Source organism: Cellulosimicrobium protaetiae, from assembly GCF_009708005.2.
GTDB classification, from domain to species: domain Bacteria; phylum Actinomycetota; class Actinomycetes; order Actinomycetales; family Cellulomonadaceae; genus Cellulosimicrobium; species Cellulosimicrobium protaetiae.
In genome coordinates this window covers 816,358-839,496 of sequence record NZ_CP052757.1, presented here as the reverse complement: position 1 = coordinate 839,496, position 23,139 = coordinate 816,358, and the positions used below count along the sequence as shown (strand labels likewise).

The 23,139-nt window shown below is 75.4% G+C and carries 17 protein-coding genes; 7 read left to right on the top strand and 10 right to left on the bottom strand.

What is annotated here, in order from left to right:
• Nucleotides 1-201: 201 nt before the first annotated feature.
• Nucleotides 202-3,759, bottom strand: coding sequence for a DUF5979 domain-containing protein (locus FIC82_RS03660; protein WP_168731455.1), 3,558 nt, complete (start codon nucleotides 3,757-3,759; stop codon nucleotides 202-204).
• A gap of 148 nt (nucleotides 3,760-3,907) precedes the next feature.
• On the opposite strand from FIC82_RS03660, the gene FIC82_RS03655 reads away from it, so the two are divergent.
• Complete coding sequence (locus tag FIC82_RS03655) at nucleotides 3,908-5,131, top strand: glycoside hydrolase family 3 N-terminal domain-containing protein (RefSeq protein WP_253691403.1); 1,224 nt, start codon at nucleotides 3,908-3,910, stop codon at nucleotides 5,129-5,131.
• Between the two features lie 38 nt (nucleotides 5,132-5,169).
• Nucleotides 5,170-6,222: a LacI family DNA-binding transcriptional regulator gene (locus FIC82_RS03650; protein WP_154797603.1), complete on the top strand. Its 1,053-nt coding sequence runs from the start codon at nucleotides 5,170-5,172 to the stop codon at nucleotides 6,220-6,222.
• A 91-nt stretch (nucleotides 6,223-6,313) separates the two neighbouring features.
• Here FIC82_RS03650 and FIC82_RS03645 read toward each other — a convergent pair whose 3' ends face one another.
• From FIC82_RS03645 to FIC82_RS03630, 4 genes are all read right to left on the bottom strand, one after another.
• A complete protein-coding gene (locus FIC82_RS03645; RefSeq protein WP_168731454.1) occupies nucleotides 6,314-6,592 on the bottom strand; it encodes a hypothetical protein in 279 nt (92 codons plus the stop codon).
• Nucleotides 6,593-6,617: 25 nt separating this feature from the next.
• Nucleotides 6,618-7,919 carry an inorganic phosphate transporter gene (locus FIC82_RS03640; protein WP_154797602.1) on the bottom strand — a complete coding sequence of 434 codons (1,302 nt, stop codon included), beginning with the start codon at nucleotides 7,917-7,919 and terminating at the stop codon, nucleotides 6,618-6,620.
• 165 nt (nucleotides 7,920-8,084) lie between these two features.
• Complete coding sequence (locus FIC82_RS03635; RefSeq protein WP_154797601.1) at nucleotides 8,085-9,866, bottom strand: serine/threonine-protein kinase; 1,782 nt, start codon at nucleotides 9,864-9,866, stop codon at nucleotides 8,085-8,087.
• A 67-nt stretch (nucleotides 9,867-9,933) separates the two neighbouring features.
• Nucleotides 9,934-10,800, bottom strand: coding sequence for an NUDIX hydrolase (locus FIC82_RS03630; RefSeq protein ID WP_154797600.1), 867 nt, complete (start codon nucleotides 10,798-10,800; stop codon nucleotides 9,934-9,936).
• Nucleotides 10,801-10,896: 96 nt separating this feature from the next.
• On the opposite strand from FIC82_RS03630, the gene FIC82_RS03625 reads away from it, so the two are divergent.
• The 3 genes from FIC82_RS03625 (at nucleotide 10,897) to FIC82_RS03615 (ending at nucleotide 13,711) form a co-directional block, all read left to right on the top strand.
• Entirely contained in the window at nucleotides 10,897-11,982 is a 1,086-nt protein-coding gene (locus tag FIC82_RS03625; protein WP_154797599.1) for an SPFH domain-containing protein, read from the top strand.
• Between the two features lie 2 nt (nucleotides 11,983-11,984).
• Entirely contained in the window at nucleotides 11,985-12,902 is a 918-nt protein-coding gene (locus FIC82_RS03620) for a diacylglycerol kinase catalytic domain-containing protein (protein ID WP_154797598.1), read from the top strand.
• Between the two features lie 164 nt (nucleotides 12,903-13,066).
• On the top strand, nucleotides 13,067-13,711 hold the full coding sequence (locus tag FIC82_RS03615) for a zinc ribbon domain-containing protein (RefSeq protein WP_154797597.1): 645 nt from the start codon (nucleotides 13,067-13,069) through the stop codon (nucleotides 13,709-13,711).
• 23 nt (nucleotides 13,712-13,734) lie between these two features.
• Here the strand turns inward: FIC82_RS03615 and FIC82_RS03610 are convergent, their stop codons facing one another.
• From FIC82_RS03610 to FIC82_RS03600, 3 genes are all read right to left on the bottom strand, one after another.
• The gene (locus tag FIC82_RS03610) at nucleotides 13,735-14,556 is read right to left on the bottom strand and encodes a hypothetical protein (protein WP_154797596.1); all 822 of its coding nucleotides are present in this window, start codon (nucleotides 14,554-14,556) and stop codon (nucleotides 13,735-13,737) included.
• Complete coding sequence (locus FIC82_RS03605; RefSeq protein WP_154797595.1) at nucleotides 14,553-15,554, bottom strand: hypothetical protein; 1,002 nt, start codon at nucleotides 15,552-15,554, stop codon at nucleotides 14,553-14,555. Before FIC82_RS03605 ends, FIC82_RS03610 begins: the two co-directional genes overlap by 4 nt.
• Before the next feature lie 63 nt (nucleotides 15,555-15,617).
• Nucleotides 15,618-17,984 carry a S9 family peptidase gene (locus FIC82_RS03600; RefSeq protein ID WP_154797594.1) on the bottom strand — a complete coding sequence of 789 codons (2,367 nt, stop codon included), beginning with the start codon at nucleotides 17,982-17,984 and terminating at the stop codon, nucleotides 15,618-15,620.
• 73 nt (nucleotides 17,985-18,057) lie between these two features.
• On the opposite strand from FIC82_RS03600, the gene FIC82_RS03595 reads away from it, so the two are divergent.
• Nucleotides 18,058-18,921, top strand: a complete 864-nt coding sequence (locus tag FIC82_RS03595) for a MerR family transcriptional regulator (protein ID WP_154797593.1) — start codon at nucleotides 18,058-18,060, stop codon at nucleotides 18,919-18,921.
• A 9-nt stretch (nucleotides 18,922-18,930) separates the two neighbouring features.
• Here the strand turns inward: FIC82_RS03595 and FIC82_RS03590 are convergent, their stop codons facing one another.
• The gene (locus tag FIC82_RS03590) at nucleotides 18,931-20,367 is read right to left on the bottom strand and encodes a DUF1254 domain-containing protein (protein WP_154797592.1); all 1,437 of its coding nucleotides are present in this window, start codon (nucleotides 20,365-20,367) and stop codon (nucleotides 18,931-18,933) included.
• A 135-nt stretch (nucleotides 20,368-20,502) separates the two neighbouring features.
• On the opposite strand from FIC82_RS03590, the gene FIC82_RS03585 reads away from it, so the two are divergent.
• Nucleotides 20,503-21,438, top strand: coding sequence for a transglutaminase-like domain-containing protein (locus FIC82_RS03585; RefSeq protein WP_154797591.1), 936 nt, complete (start codon nucleotides 20,503-20,505; stop codon nucleotides 21,436-21,438).
• Nucleotides 21,439-21,451: 13 nt separating this feature from the next.
• On the opposite strand, the gene FIC82_RS03580 is transcribed toward FIC82_RS03585, so the two are convergent.
• Nucleotides 21,452-23,119 (bottom strand): outer membrane protein assembly factor BamB family protein, encoded by a 1,668-nt coding sequence (locus FIC82_RS03580; RefSeq protein ID WP_154797590.1) that lies wholly within the window; start codon nucleotides 23,117-23,119, stop codon nucleotides 21,452-21,454.
• Between the last annotated feature and the right edge of the window lie 20 nt (nucleotides 23,120-23,139).

Sequence of the window (23,139 nt, the reverse complement as noted above, 5' to 3'; positions counted from 1 at the left end):
GGTCAGGCGGGCGACGGCGCCCAGGATCGCGGCGCCGTCCTCTGTCTCTGAGACATCGCGGCTCTTCCCCCATGACGCATTCTGCGCTGTGATCTCGGTCTCGTCCTCTTGAGTGGCTTGGTCGGATCGGACCCACCTCGTCCTCCCCGACACGACGACGGCCGGCACCCCGCGGGATGCCGGCCGTCGGTTCGGTGCTCGTCAGGCGAGGCGGCGACGTCGGGCGCGGAGCAGCAGGAGCGCGCTGCCGGTCGCGAGGAAGGTCAGGGCGAGGACGGTCACGAGCACCGCGTCGGTGCCGGTGATCGCGAGCTCCTCGTCCTCCGCGGCGTTGGTGAGCGTCACGACCACCGTGCCGTCGCCCACCGTCACCTCGGTGACCACCGTCCCCTCGACCGTGAAGGTCGGCGTGCCCCAGTCGACCCCGCCGATCTCGGGCACGCCCGTCTCGGTGAGCCGGACGACGGTCCCCACGGGCAGGTTCTGCGGGCCGTCGACCGCGACCCCGTCGGCGCGGACGGTGAGCGACCCGGTGACGGTGCCGTCCGGGCCGTCGTACGCGTAGCCCACGACGAACTCCGTGGCCGCGGGGACGGCGTCGGACGCCTCGCCGGTCACCCGCTTGACCACGGAGAACCCGCCGACCGCCTCGTTCGCCGTGTTGGTCGCGGTGACCTGCGTGTCCTCCCCGTCTCCGACGACGAGCGTCGGCGGGCTGAACGTCGGGACGCCCCATGCGACGCCGGGGATGTCGGGCAGGTCCGCCTCCGTGAACGTGACGACCGTGCCGACGGGGAGGTTCTGCGGGCCGGCGACGACCGTCCCGTCGGCCGGGACCTGGAGGTACCCGCCGACGAGGGTGCCGTCGAGCTCGTACGAGTACGCGACGGTGAACTCGGTGTCGGCGGGCACGAGGTCCGCGCGGTCGCCGGTCACCTCCTTGGCGACGGAGAACCCGCCGACCTCGGCCACGTCCTGCGTGGTGTTGGTCAGCGTGACGAGGGTGTTCTCCTCGTTGCCGACCGTCACGGAACCCGGGGAGAACGTGGGAGCGCCCCAGACGACGCCGTCGACCTCCGGCAGGTTGATCTCGGTGAACGTCACGACCGTCCCCACCGGGAGGTCCTGCGGGCCGTCGACCACCGTGCCGTCGGCGAGCACGGTCAGCGACCCCGCGAGCGGGCCGTCGTACGCGAAGCCCGCGGGCAGGGTCGCGGACCACTCGACCTCGAACGCCGTCCCGGGCGGCACGCTCCCGGCGAGGTCGCCCTCGACCGCCTTCGCGAGCGAGAACCCGCCGACCTGCGCGGTCGCCGTGTTCGTCACGACGACGCCCGCGACGGCGTCCCCCTCGCCGATCGTCACGGTGCCGGGCGAGACGGTGGGCTGCCCCCAGTCGACGCCGGGGACGTCGGGCATGGTCTGCTCCGTGAACGTCACGACCGTGCCCTCGGGCAGGTCCTGCGGGCCGTCCACCACGGTCCCGTCCGCGAGCACGGTCACCGTCCCGGAGGTCGGGCCCTCGTAGCCGGAGTCGGGCGGCAGCTCAGCCTCCCAGGCGACGACGAACGCGGCGTCCGGCGGCACCGCCCCGGACGCGTCGCCCGTGACGGACTTCTGCACCGCGAACCCGCCGACCTCCTCCGGCGCGTTCGCCGTGTTCGTCACGGTCACCGCGACGCCCGTCGGCCCCTCGACGATCGTGATCGGGGACGCCGGCTCGAGGGTGGGCAGACCCCACACGACGCCGCCGACGTCGGGCAGCGGCTGCTCGACGAGGGTCACGGTCGTGCCGATCGGCAGGTCCGACGGTCCGCCCGTCACGGTCCCGTCCGCGAGGACGGTCAGCGTGCCCGACGTGTCACCGTCGTACACGACGCCGGCGGGGACGGTCGCGGTCCAGTCGACGAGGAACGCGGTGCCGGGCGGGACGACGTCGGCCGCGCCGCCCTCGAGCGCCTTCTGGACCGTGAAGCCGCCGACCACGGCGTCCGCGACGTTGGTCACCGTGACCGCGACCCCGGTCGCGCCCTCGACGATCGTGATCGGCGACGCCGGGCTGAGCACGGGTTCGCCCCACTCCACACCGTCGATCTCCGGCAGCGGCGTCTGCTCCGTGAGCGTGACGGTCGTGCCGACGGGCAGGTCGGACGGGCCGTCCACCACGGTCCCGTCCGCGAGCACGGTCAGCGTGCCCGACAGGTCGCCGTCGTACGTGGCCCCCTCAGGGAGGGTGGCCTCCCAGTCGACGAGGAACGCGGTGTCGTCGGGGACGAGCCCCGCGGCGTCGCCCGTCATGGCCTTGGCCACGGAGAACCCGCCCACCACCGGGACGGCGCCGCCGTTCGCCGTGTTCACCACGGTCACCGTGACGGTCTGGTTCTCCTGGATCGTGAACTGGGCGGGGTCGCCGAGCGGCTCGCCGTTCACCTGGATGACGGGCGTGCCCCACTCGACACCGGGCACGGTGGGCAGGTTCGTCTCGGTGATCGTCACGACGGTGCCGACCGGGAGCGTCGGTCCGTTCACGAGCGCGCCGCTGATCGGCACGACGAGCGTGTCGCCACCGGTCGTCCCGTCCGGCTCCTCGTACGTGTACCCGACGTCGAACGTCGTGTCGGCGGGCACGTCGGCGGCGGCCTCGCCCGTCACGGTCTTCTGGACGACGAAGCTCGCCGACGGGATGCAGTCGAACGGCCCCGGCCCGATCCAGGGGTAGTTGTGCTGCTCGTTGCCGCTGCCCGACGTCGTGAGGTCGTTCCCCGCGTAGACGCGCCCGTTGGTGCTCGCCGTGAGCGTCACCTGGTCCGCCGACGGCACCAGGATCGAGCCCACCCACTGCCCGGAACCGCTCACCGTGACGTCGCCTGTGCCCGTGAAGTTCCACAGGGTGCGCGCGGCCGCGTTGCCGATGTTCGCCGGGTCGTCGACGCGTTCGCCGTTGATGTCGACGTACGCGGACGAGACGGTGACGGGCTCGTCGCCGACGACGTTGACGACGATCGGCGCGCCCTCCGGGATGCCCTCGAAGAAGAACTCCGACGCGCCGTCGAGGGCCGCCGCGTCGACGGTGAACGCCTGGAGCGTCGTATTGGCCGGGTCGGTGCTGGTGAACGTGACGCGGCCGCCGTCGCGCGCCGCCGTGCCGGTGTCCGGCGCGGCGCCCAGCACGGCCGACGTGTCGACGACGGCGTCCTGGAAGCCCTGCCACGGCGCGATCGCCGCGTCCGCGCCCATGTTCGTCTCGACCGCGCCGCCGTTGGTGTCGAGGCCGCCCGCGTCCGCCAGGTCCCCGCCGACGTGCACCGCCCCGCCGCCGTCGAGGTTCGCGCCCACGATGACGTTGGTCCCGGCGGCGATGCTCATCACGCCCCCGACGTGCAGCATGGGCGACCCCGGCGCGGGGGTGATGCCCGACCCGGCACCGACCGTGCCCACGTTGAAGCTCCCCGGGGTGTCGAACGTCGCGTCCCCCCGCACGACGAGCACGCCCTCGCTCTCGGCCGAGGTCCCCGTCGCCGTGTAGTCCCCGCCCGCATACACGGCGACGTTGTTGTCCGTGAAGATCGGCAGCGGGCCGATGTTCGGGAAGTCGTCGGGGTCGGGGCAGAACCCGATCGCCGCCGCCGCAGGTCGGGCCTGCGGGCCGGCCACCAGAGCGACCGCTCCCGCCAGCGCGAGCGCGGCGACGACGAGCGCGGCGGTGGCCCGACGAGCACGGTCGAGCAGGGCGGGACGGGTGGGCGAGCGATAGGTCATGCCGGGCTCCAGGATCGGTGACGTCGTTCTGCGGCGCGCGGGTCCCGACGCACCGTTGCCCCGGGACGCGGCACCCCGTGCGGGCATCATGTCGCGCCGCCCCAGGTTCCGCCCGTCGAACGCCAGCGGGCTACGGTGGCCGCTGGAGGTGCCCGTCTTGACCACCCGCGCCCGGACCACCTGGATCGTCGTCGCCGTCGTCACCACGCTCGCCGCCGTCTCTGCGGTCGCGTGGTACCTGACCCGCCCGGGCCCCGCCCGGGCCCCGTCGCCCTCGGGCGCGCCGACCGCCTCGCCCGACCCGTCGCCGTCGGGCACTCCCCCGACCCCGTCCACCCCGCCCGCGGACCCGCTGGCCGGGTGGACGCTCGAGCAGAAGGTGGGACAGCTCTTCATGGTCGGCGTGGACGTGCGCGCCCCGCAGCAGGAGAGCTACGACGCCGTGTCGCAGCTCCACGTCGGCAACGTGTTCCTCGCGGGACGGTCACAAGCCGGCACCGGCCCGACGGCGGACCTCGTCGCGGGCTTCACCGCGCTCGTCTCGCCGGAGACCACGAACGGCACGCCGCTGTTCGTCGCGACCGACCAGGAGGGCGGCTACGTCCAGGTGCTGCGCGGCCCCGGGTTCTCGCAGGTCCCCACGGCCACGGACCAGGCGACGCTCGACCCGGCGACGCTCCAGGCGGACGCGATGGCCTGGGGCGCCGAGCTCGCGGCCGCGGGCGTGAACCTCAACCTCGCCCCCGTCATGGACCTCGTGCCCGAGGGGACGGCCGCGCAGAACCCGCCGATCGGGTACTTCGAGCGGAACTACGGCTCCACGCCCGACGTCGTGACCTCCCACGCGAACGCGTTCAGCGCCGGCATGGAGGCGTCCGGCGTGGACGTGACGATCAAGCACTTCCCGGGGCTGGGGCGCGTCACCGAGAACACGGACACGGACGCGGGGGTCACCGACGACGTGACGACGCGCGACGACCCGTCCGTCGCGGTCTTCGCGTCGGGGATCGAGGCCGGCGCCGCGTTCGTCATGACGTCCACGGCTGTCTACTCGCAGATCGACGGGTCGCTCCCCGCGGCGTTCTCGCCCGTCGTCGTGGACGGGATGCTCCGTGGCGACCTCGGGTTCGACGGGGTCGTCATCACGGACGACGTGTCCGCGGCGCGGCAGGTGCAGGCGTGGTCGCCCGCCGACCGTGCGGTCCTGACGATCGAGGCGGGCGGCGACATGGTGCTCGCGTCGGCGGACCCGAGCGTCGTGCAGCCCATGGTGGCGGCGGTCGTCGAGCGCGCGACGACCGACCCGGCGTTCGCCGCGAAGGTCGACGCCGCGGTGGTCCGGGTGCTCGCCGCGAAGGAGCGTCTGGGCTGACCGGCGCCTCGCCCGCGGCGGCGGGTATAACTGACGCCATGACCGCCCGTCGCCCCGATACCCGCCCGACGCTCGAGGCCGTCGCGGCCGTGGCGGGCGTCTCCCGCGCCACCGTGTCCCGCGTCATCAACGGCGTGCAGACGGTCGACCCGGCGATCGTCGCGATGGTCGAGAAGGCGATCGACGAGACGGGCTACGTCCCCAACCTCGCGGCCCGCACGCTCGTCACCCGGCGCACCGGGTCGGTCGCGCTCGTCGTCTCCGAGCCGACGGAGCGGCCCCACGCCAGCCCCTTCCTGGAGCGCCTGTTCACCGACCCGTACGTCGGCCGGGTGACGGCCGGGGCGCAGCAGGTGCTCCGCCCCCGTGACATCCACCTCGCGATCCTGCCCGCCGACCCGCCCGCGCACGACCAGGTCGTGCGCTACGTGCGCCAGGGGCACGTCGACGGCGTCCTGCTCGTCACGTCGAGCACCGGCGACCCGCTCCCGGCCCGGTTCGCCGCGCTGGCCGTCCCCGTCGTGCTGTCGACGCACCTCGCGGGCGCGGACGAGTCGGCCGGGGTGAGCTGGGTCGACCTCGACCAGGCGGCGGGCGGCAGGCTCGCGGCGGAGCACCTCGTGGCACGTGGCCGGACGCGCCTGGCGACCGTCGCGGGGCCCACCGACGTCCCCTTCGCCCGCGCCCGCCTCGACGGCTTCCTCGACGCGGTGCGCGCCGCGGGCCTGCCCGAGCCGCTCGTCGTGGAGGGCGACTTCACGCGCGCGGGCGGCGAGGCGGCCGCGCGCGAGCTGCTCGCAGCCCGGCCCGACGTCGACGGCGTGTTCGGCGCGAGCGACCTCATGGCGGACGGGGCGTCCACGGTCCTGCAGGAGTCGGGCCGGCGGGTCCCGGAGGACGTCGCGGTCGTGGGGTTCGACGACTCCACGGTCGCGCACCAGGCGCACCCGCCGCTCACCACGGTCCGTCAGCCCGTCGAGGAGATGGCGGCGGAGATGGCCCGCCTCCTGCTCGCGGCCATCGACACCCCGGAGACCGAGCCCCGCTCGGTCCTGTTCGACCCGACCCTCGTGGTGCGCGACTCCGCCTGACCTCGCCTCGCGCTGAGTGCATGAAACAGTCGCGATCGGATCGATCCGACCGCGACTATCTCATGCACTCAGCGGGGGTGGGTAGCCCGGGTCAGTGGCCGCCGCCCGCGACGAAGGCGATGCCGACCACGATCGCGACGACGACCACGGCGAAGCACACGACCGCGCCGACCTGGCGCGCTCCCGACGCCCGCTCGACGCGCACGGTGCGGCCGTCGGACGTGAGACGGCCGTCGGGGGTGCCGACCTCGACGCGCACGGCGCGACCGGCGGCGAGCCGGACCCCGAGCGCGAACAGGGCGGGCAGGCCGGCGCCGACGACGAGGCCGGCGACGACGACCTTGAGCAGGGAGTCGATCTCGACGAACACGGTTCTCTCCTCCGGGCGGCCGGGGTCAGACGCTCGCGCGCTGACGCGCGGCGGGCGAGGTCACGGTCGGGGCGCCCGGGACGGGCGCAGGCGACGCGGCGGCAGGCGCCTCGGCGTCGGTGAACGGGTCGGCCATGTCGAGCCGGCGCTCCAGCGCGGCCTCGCGTGCCTCGACGACCTCGGACTCGAGCCCGGCGTCCACCGCGCCCTCCTCCCAGGCGTCGTTGACGTTGGTGTGGTCGACCGGCTTGCGGCGCGACGCGACCCAGATGGCTGCCGAGGTGACGATGAGGATCGCGAACACGACGACCGTCCCGGCCGTGCCCCCGATCAGGTGCTGGATGCCGTAGCACGCGGCGCCGACGATCCCGGCGGCGGGGAGCGTGAGGCCCCAGGCGGCGAGCATCCGGCCGGCGACTCCCCAGCGGACCTTGGCGCCCGGCATGCCGACGCCCGAGCCGAGGATCGAGCCCGTGGCGACGTGCGTCGTCGAGAGCGAGTAGCCGAACAGGCCCGACATGAGGATGACGGCCGCGGACGACGTCTCGGCGGCCATGCCCTGACGCGTGTCGATCTCGACGAGGCCCTTGCCGAGCGTGCGGATGATGCGCCAGCCACCCAGGTAGGTGCCGAGCGCCATGAAGAACGCGCAGGACAGGATGACCCAGAACGGCACGCTGGAGTCCGCGGGCACGGCGCCCGCCGCGATGAGCGCGAGCAGGATGATGCCCATCGACTTCTGCGCGTCGTTGGTGCCGTGCGCGAGCGAGACGAGCGACGCGGAGCCGACCTGGCCCCAGCGGAACGCGCGGGTCGAGACGCCCTCGGGGACGTCGCGCGTGAGCCGTGCGACCGCCCACGTGCCGACGCTCGCGACGCCGACCGCGATGAGCGGGGCCAGCAGCGCGGGGATGAGCACCTTCGCGGCGACGCCGCTCCAGATGACGCCCTGGGTGCCGACGGCCGCGAGCACGGAGCCCACGACACCGCCGATCAGGGCGTGCGAGGAGCTCGACGGGATGCCGAGCAACCAGGTCAGCAGGTTCCAGGTGATGCCGCCCACGAGCCCCGCGAGGACGACCTCGAGGGTGATGACGTTGGCGTCGACCAGGCCCTTCGCGATGGTCGCCGCGACGGCCAGGGAGAGGAACGCCCCGACCATGTTGAGGACGGCGGAGAGGGCGACGGCGGTCTTGGGCTTGAGGGCCTTGGTGGCGATGGACGTGGCCATCGCGTTGCCCGTGTCGTGGAAGCCGTTGGTGAAGTCGAAGGCCAGTGCGGTCACGACGACGAGCACCAGCAGGAGCGTCTCGGTCACGTTCTCCATGGTGAGGTCACCGTGGGAGCGCGCTCGACCATCCTGTGGATTCTTCGGCCACTGTTCACCGACAGTTCATCCAGTGTTCGAAGCGCTTGTTCGAACGCGGCGAGAGGCCCGGACGGGCAGGGTCGGACGACCCGGGCACCGCGGCCGTCCGACCCTGGCGAGCCGTCACGCGAGCGCGCGTTCCCCCAGGTCGGCGAGGGTGTCGTCGAGGTCGGCGAGGACGGTCGCGACGGCCTCGCGCTGCGTCCGGGCACGCTCGGCCTCCGCGGTGACGGTGCTGCGCGCCTGCGCGAGATCGACGTCGAACCGGGCGGCACGCGCCTGGGCGTCGGTGCGCTGCTCGCGTGCGCGCTGCTCGCCCGCGAACCACTGCCACGCCGCCACGACACCGGTGACGACGGCCACGGCGAACCACGCCGGCGCGACGGCGATCCCGAGCACGAGCGTGACCACCGCGATCGCGCCGACCCCGCCGACGACGCCCCACGACACCCCGTCGACGGGGCGCGCCAGGAGCTCCGACCGCGCCGTCGCGGCGAGCGCCGCGCCGTCCTCGGTCGGCGTGACCGTGACCGTCCGGCCCGCGAGACGCAGTTCCCGCGACGGCACCGGGGCGGCCGCGAGCTCGGCGGCGCGCGCGTGGCTCGCGGCGCGCAGGTCGTCGACGAGCAACGGGGCGGCCAGCGCGGCGAGCCCGGGGTCGGTCCCGCGCGCGTCGTCCACGAGCAGGTCGACGAGCGTCCCCGCGGACGCGTCCCACTCCGGGCCGTCGTCCTCGGGCGCACGCCCCACGCGGTCGGCCAGCAGCTCCGCCCGTTCGAGCAGGTCGCGCTCCACGGGCGCGCCCTCGTTCACGAGCGACCCGACGACGCCCAGCAGCACCCCGCTCGGGGAGCCGCGCAGGACCTGCGGGCCGCTCGGCGTCGGAGCGGCGCCGGGGGCCGCGCCCGGGGTACCCGGTGCCGTGCCCGCGGTGCCCGACGACGCCCCGAGGGCGAGCGGACCGGGCGCCGGCGCGGGCACCGCGACCTCCCCCGCCGCGACGGCACGCGACCACGCGGTCCAGGACCGCAGCAGCGGCAGGGCGTCGGGCGCCGCGGGACGGCGACGCGTCCCGGACCGGTCGCCCGACCCGGTCTCGGGCGTGCCCCAGTCGCCCCCGCCCCCGGGGAGCGCGGGGGCGGCCTCGAGGAGCCGGGCGCGCCAGCGGGCGTGCGCGTCGTCGTCGAGCAGGGCGACGCGATCGGCGAGCGCCGAGCGCAGGACCGCCACGCCGTCGTCCCCGAGGTGCCCTGCTGCGGCCGCGAGCCAGAGCGCACGCTCGGCGGCGGTGACGAGCACCTCCTCGGGCACCCCTTCCGGGTGCCCGATCGCGGCCGTCGGCCCGGGCGCGCCGTCGGCGCTCCCCCAGCCCGCCGCCGGGAGGACGGGGGCGTCGAGCACCCAGGGCGTCCACTCGCGCGCGAGAGCCGGCCGTCCGACCAGGGTGCACACCGCGACGAGGTACGTCGCGGCGCGGCGACGGTCACGCAGGAGCGCCTCTTGCGCGGCCTCCGCGTCGACGTGGCCCGCCGCGACCTCGGCGACGGCGAGCGCGGCCGGGACGAGCCAGTAGCCGGGCACGTCGGCGAGGTCGGGCGACCGGCGCAGGTGGGACACGTCGCCCTCGCCCGTCACGACGGCGCGCGTCAGGGCGCGCGCCGCGTCCCGCGCACGGCGCGCGGGCGTGAACAGGGCGAGCTCCTCGCGCACCTCGCCGAGCTCGATGAGCGCGTTGACGAGGCGCGTGAGCACCTCGACGCGGCTCGACAGGTCCCCCTCGAGCGAGCGCAGCCGCCGGTTGAGCGACGCCTCCCGCGACCGGGCCATCGCGGCCTGCGAGGCGAGCTCGTCCGAGAGGGCCTGCATGTTGCCCTGGTCGCTGCGCCAGTAGCTGTACGTCGACATGCGCGCGAGCGTACTCAGCGGCACACCGCTGTCGAGGGGGAGTTCTCCCCGGTCCGCGCCGCGGCGGTCAGCGTCGCGGACGCATGAGCGGCGGGTCGAGGACGGCGGGCACGCTCGCCGGGGCGTCGTCCGGGTCCGCCGCCGAACCCGGGGTCGCTCCTTGGGCGGGGACGGTCGTGGGGAGGGATGCCGGGTTCGGCGCGGCGCGGTAGAGGGTGGCGGGGCGACCGGTGCCGCCCGACGTCGTGCGACCGGTCTCGGCGAGGAAGCCGGGGGTCGTGGTGGCCTTGCGGGAGAAGTTGCGGGGGTCGAGCCGCACGCCCCACACCGCCTCGTAGACGCGCCGCAGGTCGGCGACGGTGAACTCGGGCGGGCAGAACGCGGTCGCGAGCGCGGAGTACTCGAGCTTGGCGCGGGCGCGCTCGACGCCGTCGGCCAGGATCCGCGCGTGGTCGAACGCGAGACCTCCCGACGGCGCCGGGTCGCCCGACGCCGTCGGCACGCCCGGCCCGGCCGACGGGCCCGGGGCGGCGGGGAGCAGGGGTTCGACGGGGTGCCAGGCCGCTCCCCCGGCGTCTGACCCCGCGTGCACGACGCCGAACTCCGGCGCGAGCAGCAGGTAGGCGACGGAGAGGACCGGGCCGCGCGGGTCGCGGTCGAGCGGCCCGTAGGTGCGGAGCTGCTCGAGATGGCCGGGCGGGCGGACGCCCGTCTCCTCCGCGAGCTCGCGGCGCGCCGCCTGCGCGAGCCGCTCCCCCGGCAGGACGAAGCCGCCGGGCAGGGCGAGCGCACCGCGGTAGGGGTCGACCCCGCGCTCGACGAGGAGCACGTGGAGGGCGTCGTCGCGCACCGTGAGCGCGACGACGTCGACCGTCACGGGCAGGAGCGCGGCGGTCGGCGGGACGTCGGCGTGCGGGCTCACAGGCTCGGTCATGCAGCCATCGTCGCACATTCGCGTCAGATTGACGAGAACGTGTCGACGTGCCTACGCTCTTATCGTCACCATGACGAGAACAGATCGGAGACGACCATGGCCACCATCCGCACCTACCCGTGGACCCGGCACTTCCTCGGCAGCCCCACCGGGCACGTCGTCCACCTGCGCCGCGGGCGCGTCGCGCACGAGGGTGTCGGGCAGGCGTTCTGGTTCCGCCCGACGACGTCGGTCCTCTCCGAGGTCCCCGTCGACGACCAGGAGCTGCCCGTCTTCTTCCACGCCGTGACCGCCGACCAGCAGGACGTCACCGTCCAGGCCGGCGTGACCTACCGGTTCGCCGACCCGGTGGTCGCGTCGCAGCGCCTCGACTTCGCGGTCGACCCGGGCAGCGGGGAGACCAGCACCGCAGGTCGCGACCAGGTCACGAGCATCGTCGGCCGGCTCGCGCAGAGCACGGCCGCCGACGCGCTCGCGACGATGCCGCTCGCCGACGCGCTCACGAGCGGCGTGCCCCGCGTGCGCGACGTCCTCACCGGGGCGCTGACCACGGACCCGCGCCTCACCGCGACGGGCATCGTCGTCATCGGCGTCCAGGTGCTCGCCGTCCGGCCGGAGAAGGACGTCGAGCGCGCGCTCCAGACGCCCGCGCGCGAGCACGTCCAGGCCGAGGCCGACCGCGCGACCTACGAGCGCCGCGCCCTCGCCGTCGAGCGCGAGCGCGCCATCGCCGAGAACGAGCTCGCGAGCAGGATCGAGCTCGCCACGCGGCGGGAACGGCTCGTCGCCCAGGAGGGCGCGAACGCGCGGCGCGAGGCGGAGGAGAAGGCCGCCGCCGCACTCGTCGACGCCCGCGCGACCGCCGAGCGGGCGCAGCTCGCGACCGACGCGAAGGCCGAGCAGGTGCGCGTCGTCGGCGCGGCCGAGGCCGCCGCGGAGCAGGCCCGCATGGACGTCTACGCGAGCGCCGGGCAGGGCACGCTCCTCGCGCTCGCGGTCCGCGAGGCCGCCGGGTCGCTCCCCGACGTCCAGAACCTCACCATCACGCCCGACCTCCTGACGGGTGTGCTCGGCTCGCTCCTGGGCGGCGCGCTCGGTCGTCCCGACGGCGGACCGAGCGCCACGCGTCCGGGCGGCACGCCGGACGGCACGGGGTCGGGTACCACCGGGAAGGCGGCCTGACGATGCTGCGGCGACGCGCCGTCGTCGTGCACCGCCGGACGGAGCTCGACGACCTGCTGGACCGGCACGGGACCCGGGGCCAGGCGGAGTTCTTCCTCCGCTCACGCGGGCGGTCGCTCGCCGAGGTCCAGGCACGGCACGACGCGCTCTCCGCGGCGCGCGACGCCGTCGTGGCCGCCCTCCCCGCGGGCTGGGCGCGCGCGGACGTCGAGCGGGCCGACCTGTCGCGGTTCCTCGTCGCGCCCGAGGACGTCGTGGTGGTCGTCGGGCAGGACGGCCTCGTCGCGAACGTCGCGAAGTACCTGCGCGGGCAGCCCGTGCTCGGGGTCGACCCGGAGCCCGGCGTCAACGCCGGTGTGCTCGTGCGGCACTCGGTGGCCGCGGCGACGGCGCTCCTGCGCGGGCTCGACGCCGACGCCCCCGCGGGAGCGCCCGACCGCGCGGCCGTCCTGCCCGTCGACGCGCTCACGATGGTCCGCGCCGACCTCGACGACGGCCAGCACCTCACCGCGCTCAACGAGGTGTTCGTCGGGCACCCGAGCCACCAGAGCGCGCGCTACACGCTGCGGTGCGCGGCGGGCGAGGAGCGGCAGTCGTCGTCGGGGGTGCTCGTCGCGACGGGGACGGGCGCGACGGGCTGGTGGGCGTCGCTCGCGCACGACCGCGGCGGCCGCCCGGCACCGGGGCGCACCGAGCACCGGCTCGGCTGGTTCGTCCGCGAGGCGTGGCCGTCGCCCGCGACGGGCGTCACGCTCACGGAGGGCGTCGTGGAGGACGGCGACGACGTCGCGCTCACCGTCGCCTCGGACCGCCTCGTCGTGTTCGGCGACGGCGTGGAGGACGACCGCCTCGTCGCCTCCTGGGGACAGACGGTCACGGTCCGCACCGCCGCAGCCCCGCTCCGCCTCATCCACCCCTGACCCACCCGCACGCTCGGCGGTCTGCCCGATTTCACCCGGGTGATCCGCCCGGGCGACGAGGGTCGGTGGGTAGCATCGCTGCGGTCATGGAATCCCCATGATGCCCCCTCCCGCGGGCCTGGCCTGCGGGGAAGCCGACCCCCGAGCCTGCCGAGGTCCCTGCCATGAGCGCGCCCATCGCCTTCACCGACAACGTCCGCGACCTGTCGAACGCCGGTGGCTACCAGTTCGAGTTCCGGTGCGAGCGCTGCGGCAACGGCTACCGCTCCGCCTACCAGACCGACGTCGTCGCGAAGGGCAGCAGCCTGATCCAGGCGGCGGGCCGGTTGTTCGGGGGCAAGGTCGCCGACCTCTCCTACGCGGCGGGGTCGTGGGCCGCGGACCGCCAGACCAACTCGCAGGCCAAGGACAAGGCGATGGACGCCGCCGTCGGCGAGGTGCGCGACGCGTTCCGCCAGTGCCACGGGTGCGGTGACTGGATGTGCCACGAGGTCTGCTGGAACGACGCCGTCGGTCAGTGCGTGCGCTGCTCCCCCAAGCAGGCGGAGGAGCTCTCCCAGCTCCAGGCCGACGCGCGGCGCGACCAGCTCCGGGAGCAGCTCCGGACGACCGATCTCGTCGGCGGCACCGACCTGCGCACCCAGGCCGTGACGCAGTGTCCGTCGTGCGCGGCCAAGGTCGACGGCGGCAAGTTCTGCGGCGAGTGCGGCGAGCGGCTCGCGCAGGTCGCCGCGTGCCGCGAGTGCGGCGCGCAGAACGCCACGGGCGCGCGGTTCTGCGCCGACTGCGGGAGCCCGCAGACCACCTGACCGCACCGCCGGTCCCCGCGCGCTCAGCGTTCCCGGGACCGTCCTCGAGCGCGCAGCCGCCGCTCCCGGGCCCGGGCCACCGCCGCACGGCGGGCACCGATCTCGTCGGCCGTCAGGTCCACCACCGGGCGCTGTTCCGGGGCTGCCACGGCACCCGACTGCCGGGTCCACCCACGACGCAGCAGGACCGCCGTCGTGCCGTAGAGCAGGAGCGCAGCCACGCCGAGCGCCGTCCGCGCGCCCGCCCCCAGGTGGGGCGAGCACGCGACGGTCGCCGCCGCCCAGCCGACGCCGGCCGGGAGCGTGGCGAGGGCATCGCGGCCGACCGGCCGCCAGCCGCGCGCGGAGAACCGCATGAGCACGTCCGTGGCACGAGACGCCCGCACCGGCTGGAGCGACAGGGCGACGGGCGTCGCGGTCATCGGTCCGAGGGTCGTGCCGGGGAGCGCGTACGTGGTGCGGGAGAGCTTCTCCCGCCGGAAGGCCGGTCGGAGCGCACGCACCACGTAGATCCACGAGAGCGCCGCCAGCGGCCACGTCGCGCACCCGAGGTACCAGGCGGCCGGTCCCGCGAGCGGTGCCAGCACCACGACGAGCAGTGCGGCGACGCCCCAGCCCACAGGCCTGCCGTCGACCTCCCACACCGGCGGGACGCCGGCGCCCCACACGACCTGCGCGACCGCCACGCCGGCGTAGAGCGCCAGGAGGAGCAGCCCGATCGCCGTCCACACGAGCCCGGTCGTGAGGTAGCCGAACGGGCGGAGCACGAGCGCGACCGTGCTCGGCCCCGGCGCGTCCGCACGGACCACGGCCGGGCGGGCGCCGTCGTCTCCACCCGTCGTCACGGTGCGGTCTCCCCCGCGCGCCCCCGCTCCCCGTCGTCGCCTCCGGCGCGGCGCCCACCATGGGCTCCGCCCTCGGCGCGGCGCCGCTCGCGCGCCCGGAGCACGGCCTCGCGCCGCTCGCCGATCTCGTCGCTCGTGAGGCTCGTCAGCCGGTCCTGCGCGACGCGCGACGCGGCGCGCTCGGCCTCGACACCGGCCCGGTGCTCGGACGACTGCGGGCGCGTGCGGACGACGCGCGGGTCCATCCGGTACCGGTCGCCGTGCCGCTCGAGGCGGCGCCGCGCCGCCAGGCGTGCGCGCTCGCGGTGGAACCGCCACGTCCACGCCCGGCGCAGCGCGACGACGGACCAGAGCGCGAACGGGACCGCAGCCACGGCGAGCCCGAGCCGCCAGCCCGACGGCAGGGCCGTCGACGCCCCGGTGCTCGCGAGCGCCCACGCGATCCCGGCCGGGACGGCGGGCCAGAACTCACGGAAGTCCGGGTTCCAGCCGCAGGCGTAGAAGCGCATGAGCGTGTCCGTGAGCCGCGAGCGCCGCTGCGGCTGGAGCGACATCGCGACCGGCCCGGGCACGGGCGGGCCGAGCGTCGTCCCGGGCGCGACGTGGCTCGTGAACGACAGCCGGTCGCCGCGGTACGACGGCCGCAGCGCCCGCCCGGCGTACACGAACGACAGCGCCGCGAGCGGCCAGATCGCGCACGACAGGTACCAGGCGACCGGACCCGTCAGCACGACGGCGATCGGCGCGACGACGGCGAGGCGACCGGCCACGTCACCGGGAGCCGCGGCGAGCTCGGACCACAGCTCCTGGTCCTCGGGTGGCTCGAACAGCCCGTAGGTGGCGAGCGCGAGGTACAGCCCGACGACGAACAGCCCGATCGCCGTCCACACGAGCCCGATCGCGAGGTAGCCGAGCGGGCGCAGCAGCAGCGCCGCCGTGCCCGGGGGCGTCGCGTCGTGCGCCGCTCGCGGGTCGGCCGTGGGCGTGGGCCCGGTCACCGGGTCGTCGCCACGGCGGCCACCGGGCTCACCCCGTCCGTCGTCGGGCCCGTCACCGGCCGGTCACCGCCCCGCGAGCCCGAGCACGTCGAGGACCCAGGCGTCCTCGTAGGCGACCTCGCGCCAGCCCTCGTACCGGCCCGAGACGCCGCCGTGACCGGCGTGCATCTCGATCTTGAGCAGGGCCGGCGCCCCGGCGGCGCGCAGGCGCGCGACCCACTTGGCCGGCTCGACGTAGAGCACGCGCGTGTCGTGGAACGACGTCACGGCGAGGATCCGCGGGTAGTGGGCCGCGTCGTCGGGCACGTTCTCGTACGGCGTGTACGTGCGCATGTACCGGTAGACGTCGGGGTCGTGCAGCGGGTCGCCCCACTCGTCCCACTCGACGACGGTCAGCGGGAGCGACGGGTCGAGGATCGACGTGAGCGCGTCGACGAACGGCACCTGCGCGAGCACGCCCGCGAACAGCTCGGGCGCGAGGTTGGTCACCGCGCCCATGAGCAGCCCGCCCGCGGACCCCCCCTGCGCGACCAGCCGCTCGGGGCTCGTCCAGCCCGCGTCGACGAGGTGGCGTGCCGCGGCGACGAAGTCGGTGAACGTGTTGCGCTTGGCGAGCGTCTTGCCGTCGTCGTACCAGCGGCGGCCCATCTCGCCGCCGCCGCGCACGTGCGCGACGGCGAACACGACGCCGCGGTCGAGCAGCGACAGGCGCGAGATCGAGAACCCCGGGTCGATGCTGATCTCGTACGACCCGTACCCGTAGAGCAGCAGCGGCGCGGGCTCCGCGCCCGTGCCCGTCGCGTCGAGCCCGACGGTGTCGCGCCGCCACACGAGCGAGACCGGCACCTGCGTCCCGTCCTCGGCCGTGGCCCACTCTCGACGCTGCACGTAGTCCGCGGCGTCGTACCCGCCGAGCACGGGCTGCTGCTTGAGGAGCGTGAGCTCGTCGGTCTCGACGCGCAGGTCGTACACGGTCGAGGGCGTGACGAAGCTCGAGTAGGACAGGCGCACGTTGGGCTGGTCCCACTCGGGGTTGCCCGCGAGCGCCGCGGTGTACAGGGGCTCGTCGAACGCGACCTCGTGCACGTGCCAGTGGTCGGTCGCGGGCGCGGGCGTGTCGCCGGTGCGGATCGGTGTCGGCAGACCGACGGGCCGCGGTGGCTCGGCGGACGCGAGGTCGATCACCCCGAGCCGCGACAGCGCGTCGCGCCGGTAGGACACGACCAGGTGCGAGGCGAAGGCGTCGACCCCTTCCAGCCGGGTCTCGGGGTCGTGCGGCACGACGACGGTCGCGTCGCCCGGCCCGCCCGGGCTCGCGCCGTCGTCGGGCACCCCGGTCACGACGAGCTCGAAGTTCTCCGCGCCGTCGTTGTGCAGCACGAGCAGCACGTCCCGCCCGGCCCCCGCCGAACCCGACATGGACGTCGTCGTCGGGCCGTCGCCGTCCTCCGTGTCGTGCTCGACGGCGGGCAACCACGTGCTCGGCAGGACGGCGTGCTCGACCGTGTACTCGACGCCCTCGCGGCGCGGCCACACGACGCGGGGCTCGGCCGTCGGGTCGGCGGCGTCGATCAGCCACGTCTCCGACGTGATCTTCGAGCCCACGTCGATCTGCACGAACCGCTGCGAGCGCGAGACGCCCACCCCGACCCAGTAGCGCTCGTCGGGCTCCTCGAAGACGACGACGTCCTGCGTCGCGGGCGTGCCCACCTCGTGGCGCCACACGCGCCAGGGCCGCCACGCGTCGTCGACCGTCGGGTAGAAGACGTACCGCCCGTCCGGGGAGAAGACGGCGCCCGGGAACGTCCCGGGGACCTCGTCGACGAGGTCGGTGCCGGACTCCAGGTCACGGATCCGCAGCGTGTACCGCTCGTCGCCGACGACGTCGACGGCGTACGCGAGCCGCGTGCCGTCGACCGACACGTCGAACGACCCGAGCGAGAAGAACTCGTGGCCCTCGGCCTCGACGTTGTCGTCGAGCAGCACCTGCTCGCCCGGCACGGGCACGCCCGGCTCCAGCACGGGCGGCACCCACGACGACGGCGCGTCGCTGCCGAGGCTCGCGTCGATCGGCGCGCGCGCCCGGATCGGGTACTGCGAGCCCTCGACGGTGCGCGCGTAGTACCAGTGCGCGCCCTGCCGCACGGGCACGGACAGGTCGGTCTCCAGGGTGCGCGCCTTGATCTCCTCGAAGATGCGCTCGCGCAGCGGCTCGAGGTGGGCGAGCCGCGCCTCGGTGTACGCGTTCTCGGCCTCCAGGTGCGCGACGACCTCGGGCGACTCCTTGTCCCGCAGCCACTCGTAGTCGTCGGTGACGGTCTCGCCGTGGTGCGTGCGCGGGGTCGGACGGCGGGGCGCGACCGGCGCCTCGGGCACCTGCCGGCCCACGGTCGGCTCGGGCACGGCGGTCTGCGTGAGGTCGTCAGGCATCTGGCCAGGGTAGTGCTGCGCGACGGCGTGCGGTCGCCCGGACGGGACGCACCCCGGTCGTTACGCTCGACGCGTGACGGAGGAGCAGGGGGCGCCCCGGGCGTCGGCGTCGCTCACGAGCGGCGAGATGGTGCGCGCGTCCGGGTTGTCGATCAAGGCCCTGCGGATCTACGACGCGAACGGACTCCTCGCCCCGGCCCGCGTCGACCCCCGCACGGGGTACCGCGCGTACGCGCCCGAGCAGGTCGAGCGGGCACGTGCCCTGGCGCTGCTGCGCCGGATCGACGTACCGCTCGCGCGCGTCCCCGAGGTGCTCGACGCCGACCCGCGGGACGTGCGCGACGTCCTCCTCGGCTGGTGGGACGAGCAGCAGCGGGCCCTCGCCGCGCAGCGTGCGACCGCGGAGGAGCTCGCGCGCCGGCTCGCCGGCGACGACCGGCACGAGACCGCGCCCGGCCCGGAGGGCGCGTCGGTCCGGTGGCGCGACGTCCCCGCGTGCACGGTCGCGACCATCACGTCGCTGACGACCCAGTCCGAGCTCGTCCCCACGTTCAGCGCGGACCTGCTGACGATCCGCGCGCACCTCGCCGCCGCCGGGGCGGAGGCGGGTGCCGCGCACTGGGTGATCTACCACTCGCCCGTCGGCCGCGACGTCGCCGGGCGCGTCGAGGCGTGCGTCCCGTACCGCGGGGCGGTCGTCCCCGCTGGGCCGGTCGTGCTCCGCGAGGACCCGGCCCGCACGGAGGCCTACGTCGAGGTGCCGTCGCGCGACTGCCGGTTCCCGCAGATCGTCGGGTACCTCGACGTGCTCCGCGTCGCGACCGGCCAGGAGCACGCCACGTCCCGCGAGGTGTACGCCGTCCCGTGGTCCGACGAGCCGGACGCGGTCGTCGCGGAGGTCGCCCTCGCCGTCGGGCCCGCCGCGGGCGCGCACTGACACCGGGCGTCAGTCCTCGACGAGCTCCAGGTCCCCCGGGAGCCACGTGCGGTCGAACCACGGCTCGAGCGGCCCGTAGAGGCGCAGCATGGGGAACCACGACCTGCCCGGGACGGTCCCGACCCAGTTGGACTCGCGTCCCGCCGGGGGCTCCGGGCCGAACCACAGCACGGTGCTGCCGTCCTCCTCCGTCGCCACGGCGCCGCTGAGGCTCAGGAGGCTCGGGTACGGGTTGTCCGTCTGGAGCAGCGACCGGGTCTGGGTGTCGTAGAGGTCGACGGACCAGAAGTTCTTCGCGGGCGGGTTGGGCGGCAGCACGAGCCGGTACGTGCGCGACCCGTCGAGGATGCGGCCCTGCGCGTCGTGCGCCGTGTAGGCGTACGCCGACCCGGCGCCGACCTGGGCGTGCGCCATCGCGGGCGTGATGACGGTTGCGAAGAAGTGGAACTGCGCGCGTGCGTCGAGCAGGCTCGCGCCGTCGGCGAGGAACTCGTACGAGCCGCCGAGGAACGCCTGGAGCCAGCTCGACCCGGGAGCGACGCGCGCCTCCGGGTCGCGGGGGGAGTAGACGAGCGCGCGGCTGATCGCCGCACCGGCCTTGGCCGCCGTGTCGAGCGTCGCGCGCAGCTCCGGGCTCGGGACGAACGGGCGGCCGGGCACGATGCCGACGGCCCGCAGCAGCCCGGCACGCTCGGGGTCGAGCGCGCTCGTCGGCTCCTCCGCGACGATCTCGGCGACCTCGTCGAAGAACGAGGCGTCGTTGGCGTGGACCGTGTTGACGCGCGTCCCCGCGATGTTGACGAACTCGGTCGGGGGCGGGTCCCCCGCGTCGGCGAGCGGGTAGATCCGCGTCTCCTTCATCGCCGGCACGCCGCCCAGCGCGCGCAGCACGACCCAGTTGGTGAACGTGGGGGTCCGGTAGACGAAGTAGCCGTCCGGGACCTCGCCGTCGTAGCCGGGCGGGAGGAACAGGTAGCGGCCGCCCTCGCCGCGGTCCGGACCCGCGATGCCCATGTCCGCGACGTAGCGGAACCAGAAGTCGTCGACCACGCACAGCGAGTTCTTGGGGGGCTCGATGACGAGCGGGCCCGTCTCGCGCAGGTCGACGAAGAGCGACCCGTACGTGGTCGCCGTGTTCGGCGTGAGGAAGATGCCGCCCGAGTCGGCCCGCGGGTCGGTGTACCCGACCTGGTTCGAGCGCAGGAGGCCGAGCTCGCGGAACCCGCGTCGCATCGCCACGAGCGACGCGCCGGGCATCGCGCTGAGGAACGCCTCGACGCCGCGCAGGAAGTCCAGCGAGCCGTAGAGCCGCTCGACGGACTCCGGGGTCGGCACCCCGTCGACCAGCTCGAACCGGCCGAGCGGGGTGTCCACCGGGGACGGCGTGCTCACCGCGGCGACCGCCGCGGCCAGCGCGTCGTCGGTCGCGGGAGTGCTCTCGGTCATGTGCGCGGCCCTTCGTCGTCGCGGGCGGCACGCCCGGCGGCGTGCGGCTAGGCCGACCGTAGGGTCCGCCCCGAGGTCCTGCCACCGGACAGGACCGCTTGACCCTGCCCCTGGGGCGGGGCCGAGGGTCGGCCCATGGACGTCTCGCGCTACGCCGACCACAGCCCGTACTCGGACCCCCGCCACCACGCCCCGCTGCTCGCCGCCGTGCCGCCCGAGCCGGCGAGCCTGCACGCCGCGGTGACGACCGCCGTCGTGCACTACCGCGCCGGGACGACCCCGCCGACACCCGCGCAGCTCGACGACGTCGACCGGCGCTGGGTCGCGTCGATCCTCGACGCGGTCGCGGACCGCGCGCCCGGCCCCCTCGACGCGCCCCGCTCCCCCGAGCAGCAGGTCGGCGGGTGCTGCCGGGACCACTCCCTCCTCGCGGTGGCCGTGCTCCGCGAGCACGACGTCCCCGCCCGGACGCGGCTCGGCTTCGTCGACTACCTCGGCGCCGAAGGGTTCCGCCACGACCACGTCGTCGCGGAGCGGCACGACGGCGCGCGCTGGGTCCGGTTCGACCCCGAGGCGGCGCCCGACGACGTCGCGTTCGACCCGCACGACCTGCCCACCGGGGAGGACGCACCGTTCGAGACGGCCGCCGAGGTCTGGTCCGCGTACCGCGCGGGGCGTCGGGACCTGACCGACCACGGCGCCGGCCCCGACCTCCCCTGGTTGACCGGGCCGGGGTTCGTGCAGCGGTACGTGCTCGCCGACCTGGCGCACCGACAGCGGCACGAGCTCCTCCTGTGGGACGTGTGGGGCGCGTCCGTGCTCCCGGGCGGCACGCCGGACGAGGGCACCGTCGCACTCACCGACCGCGTCGCGGAGCTCACCGTCCTGGCGGACGGCGGCGACCGTGACGCCGAGGCCGCGCTCACGGTCCTGTGGGCGACGGACGAGCGGCTCCGCCCGGGACGCTTCGTGACGACGTGGTCCCCCACGGGGCGGCTCGGATCCACGGACCTCGCCACCCGGCGGACGGGTTGGGCCGCGGTTCCCGCGGACGCGGCGCTCGTCGGGTGAGCCGCGGCGCGGCTCACCCCAGCAGCGCCACCGTCTGCCCGTCCCAGCGCAGGAACCGCCCCTGGGCCGAGACGAACGACGCCCACTCCCCGTCGACGTCGGCCTCCCAGACGAGCGCGCCCGTGCCGAGCTCGAGCGCGACCACCCGCGGCCGCGAGCCGGTGGACGGGTCGACGAGCACGAGGATCGCGCAGCGCCCGTCGGTGAACGCCTGCGCGACCATGGTCGGGCGGCCCTCCTCGCCCCCGAGGTCGTCGAGGAACCGCGACCACGTCTGCTCCCCGGAGAGCGCGTCGAGCCCGACGACGGTGCTGGCCGTGCCGACGACGGCCGTCCCGTCCGCGAGCACGTACACCGCTTCCGGGGCGCGCGTGCCGTCGAACGTCCACAGGCGCGAGCCCTCGTCGTCGTACGCGCGCAGGTCGATGCCGTCGCGCACGAGGAGCACCCCCGGCGCCGGGTCGTCCGTCGCCTGCGGGTCGAGCACCTCGCCCGGGGGGTCGAGCACGGGCGTGCCGTCGGGGTCCAGCACACGGTCCGCCCGCAGCGCGCCGGACGACCCCTGCCGGTCCGCGTCGACGAGGAACCGCCCGCCCGCGAGCGGGACCGCGCCGTCGGCGGCCACGTCGGGGTCGTCGAGCCGCGCGCCGTCGGGCAGGAAGGACGCGGCGACACCGCACCCGGTGACGTCGACGAGCGACTCGGTGGCGACGACGGTGAGCCGTTCCGGGTCGATCTCCTCGCCGCCAGTCTCGGCGTCCCACGTGGTGCACGACCACGGGACGTCCTGGAACGGGAGCTCGCGCCGCCAGCGGACCTCGCCGCTCCGGGCGTCCTCGAGCGTCACGACGACGTCCCGCCCCGCGACGCCGTCGACGGTCTCCCCCGCGCCCGGGTCCACCGCGACCGGTGCGCCGGTCGGCTCCCCCGGCTCCCCGACGCGCTCGGCCCGGACGAGCCCGCCGTCGGGCCCCGGGACGAGCACCGCACCGCCCAGCTCGACCTCGCGCTCCCCCACGACCGCGCCGGTCGCGTCCAGGACGGCCACGGTCACCGGGCGGACGTCGGCGTCCTCCTCGACGGGTGCGGACGGCGCGGGCTCGTACCAGGACGGCACCACCTCGGAGCCGGTGACGCACACGACCGTGCGCGCCGGCGTGCCGGGCAGCATCCACGGGCTCCACGACCCGCACACGGACTCGTCCCCGGCGAGCGGAGCGCGCCACGCCTCCGCGCCCGTGTCCAGGTCCAGCGCGACCGCCTCGTCACCCTCGACCGTGACGAGCAGGCCGGGCAGGAAGGCCACGCCCCGCTCTGCCGCCGCCGGTGCCGACCACCGTTCGGCCGGTGCGCCGTCGAGCGCGCGCACCGCGCCGCGCGCCGTCTCCAGCCGCTCCTGCGCGTCCCGGCTCGTCACCGCGTCGACGACGAGCATCCCGCCCACCAGCACGACCACGACGCCGGCCACCACGGCCGCGGCGACGAGGCGCGGGCGCCTCCTGCCGGGCCCGGGGGTCTCCCGGCTCGCAGGAGGGACGCCGTCCAGACCAGGAGGCGGTGGCGCGCCGAGCAGCACGGGGTGCGGCGCGTCGAGGAGGTCGGGGTCCACGTCGACCCCGGCCGTCTCGACGAGCTCGAACGTGCGGCGGTCGTCACCGCCGTCTCGCCGTCGGACGGGCACGCCCCCAGCGTAGGACGACC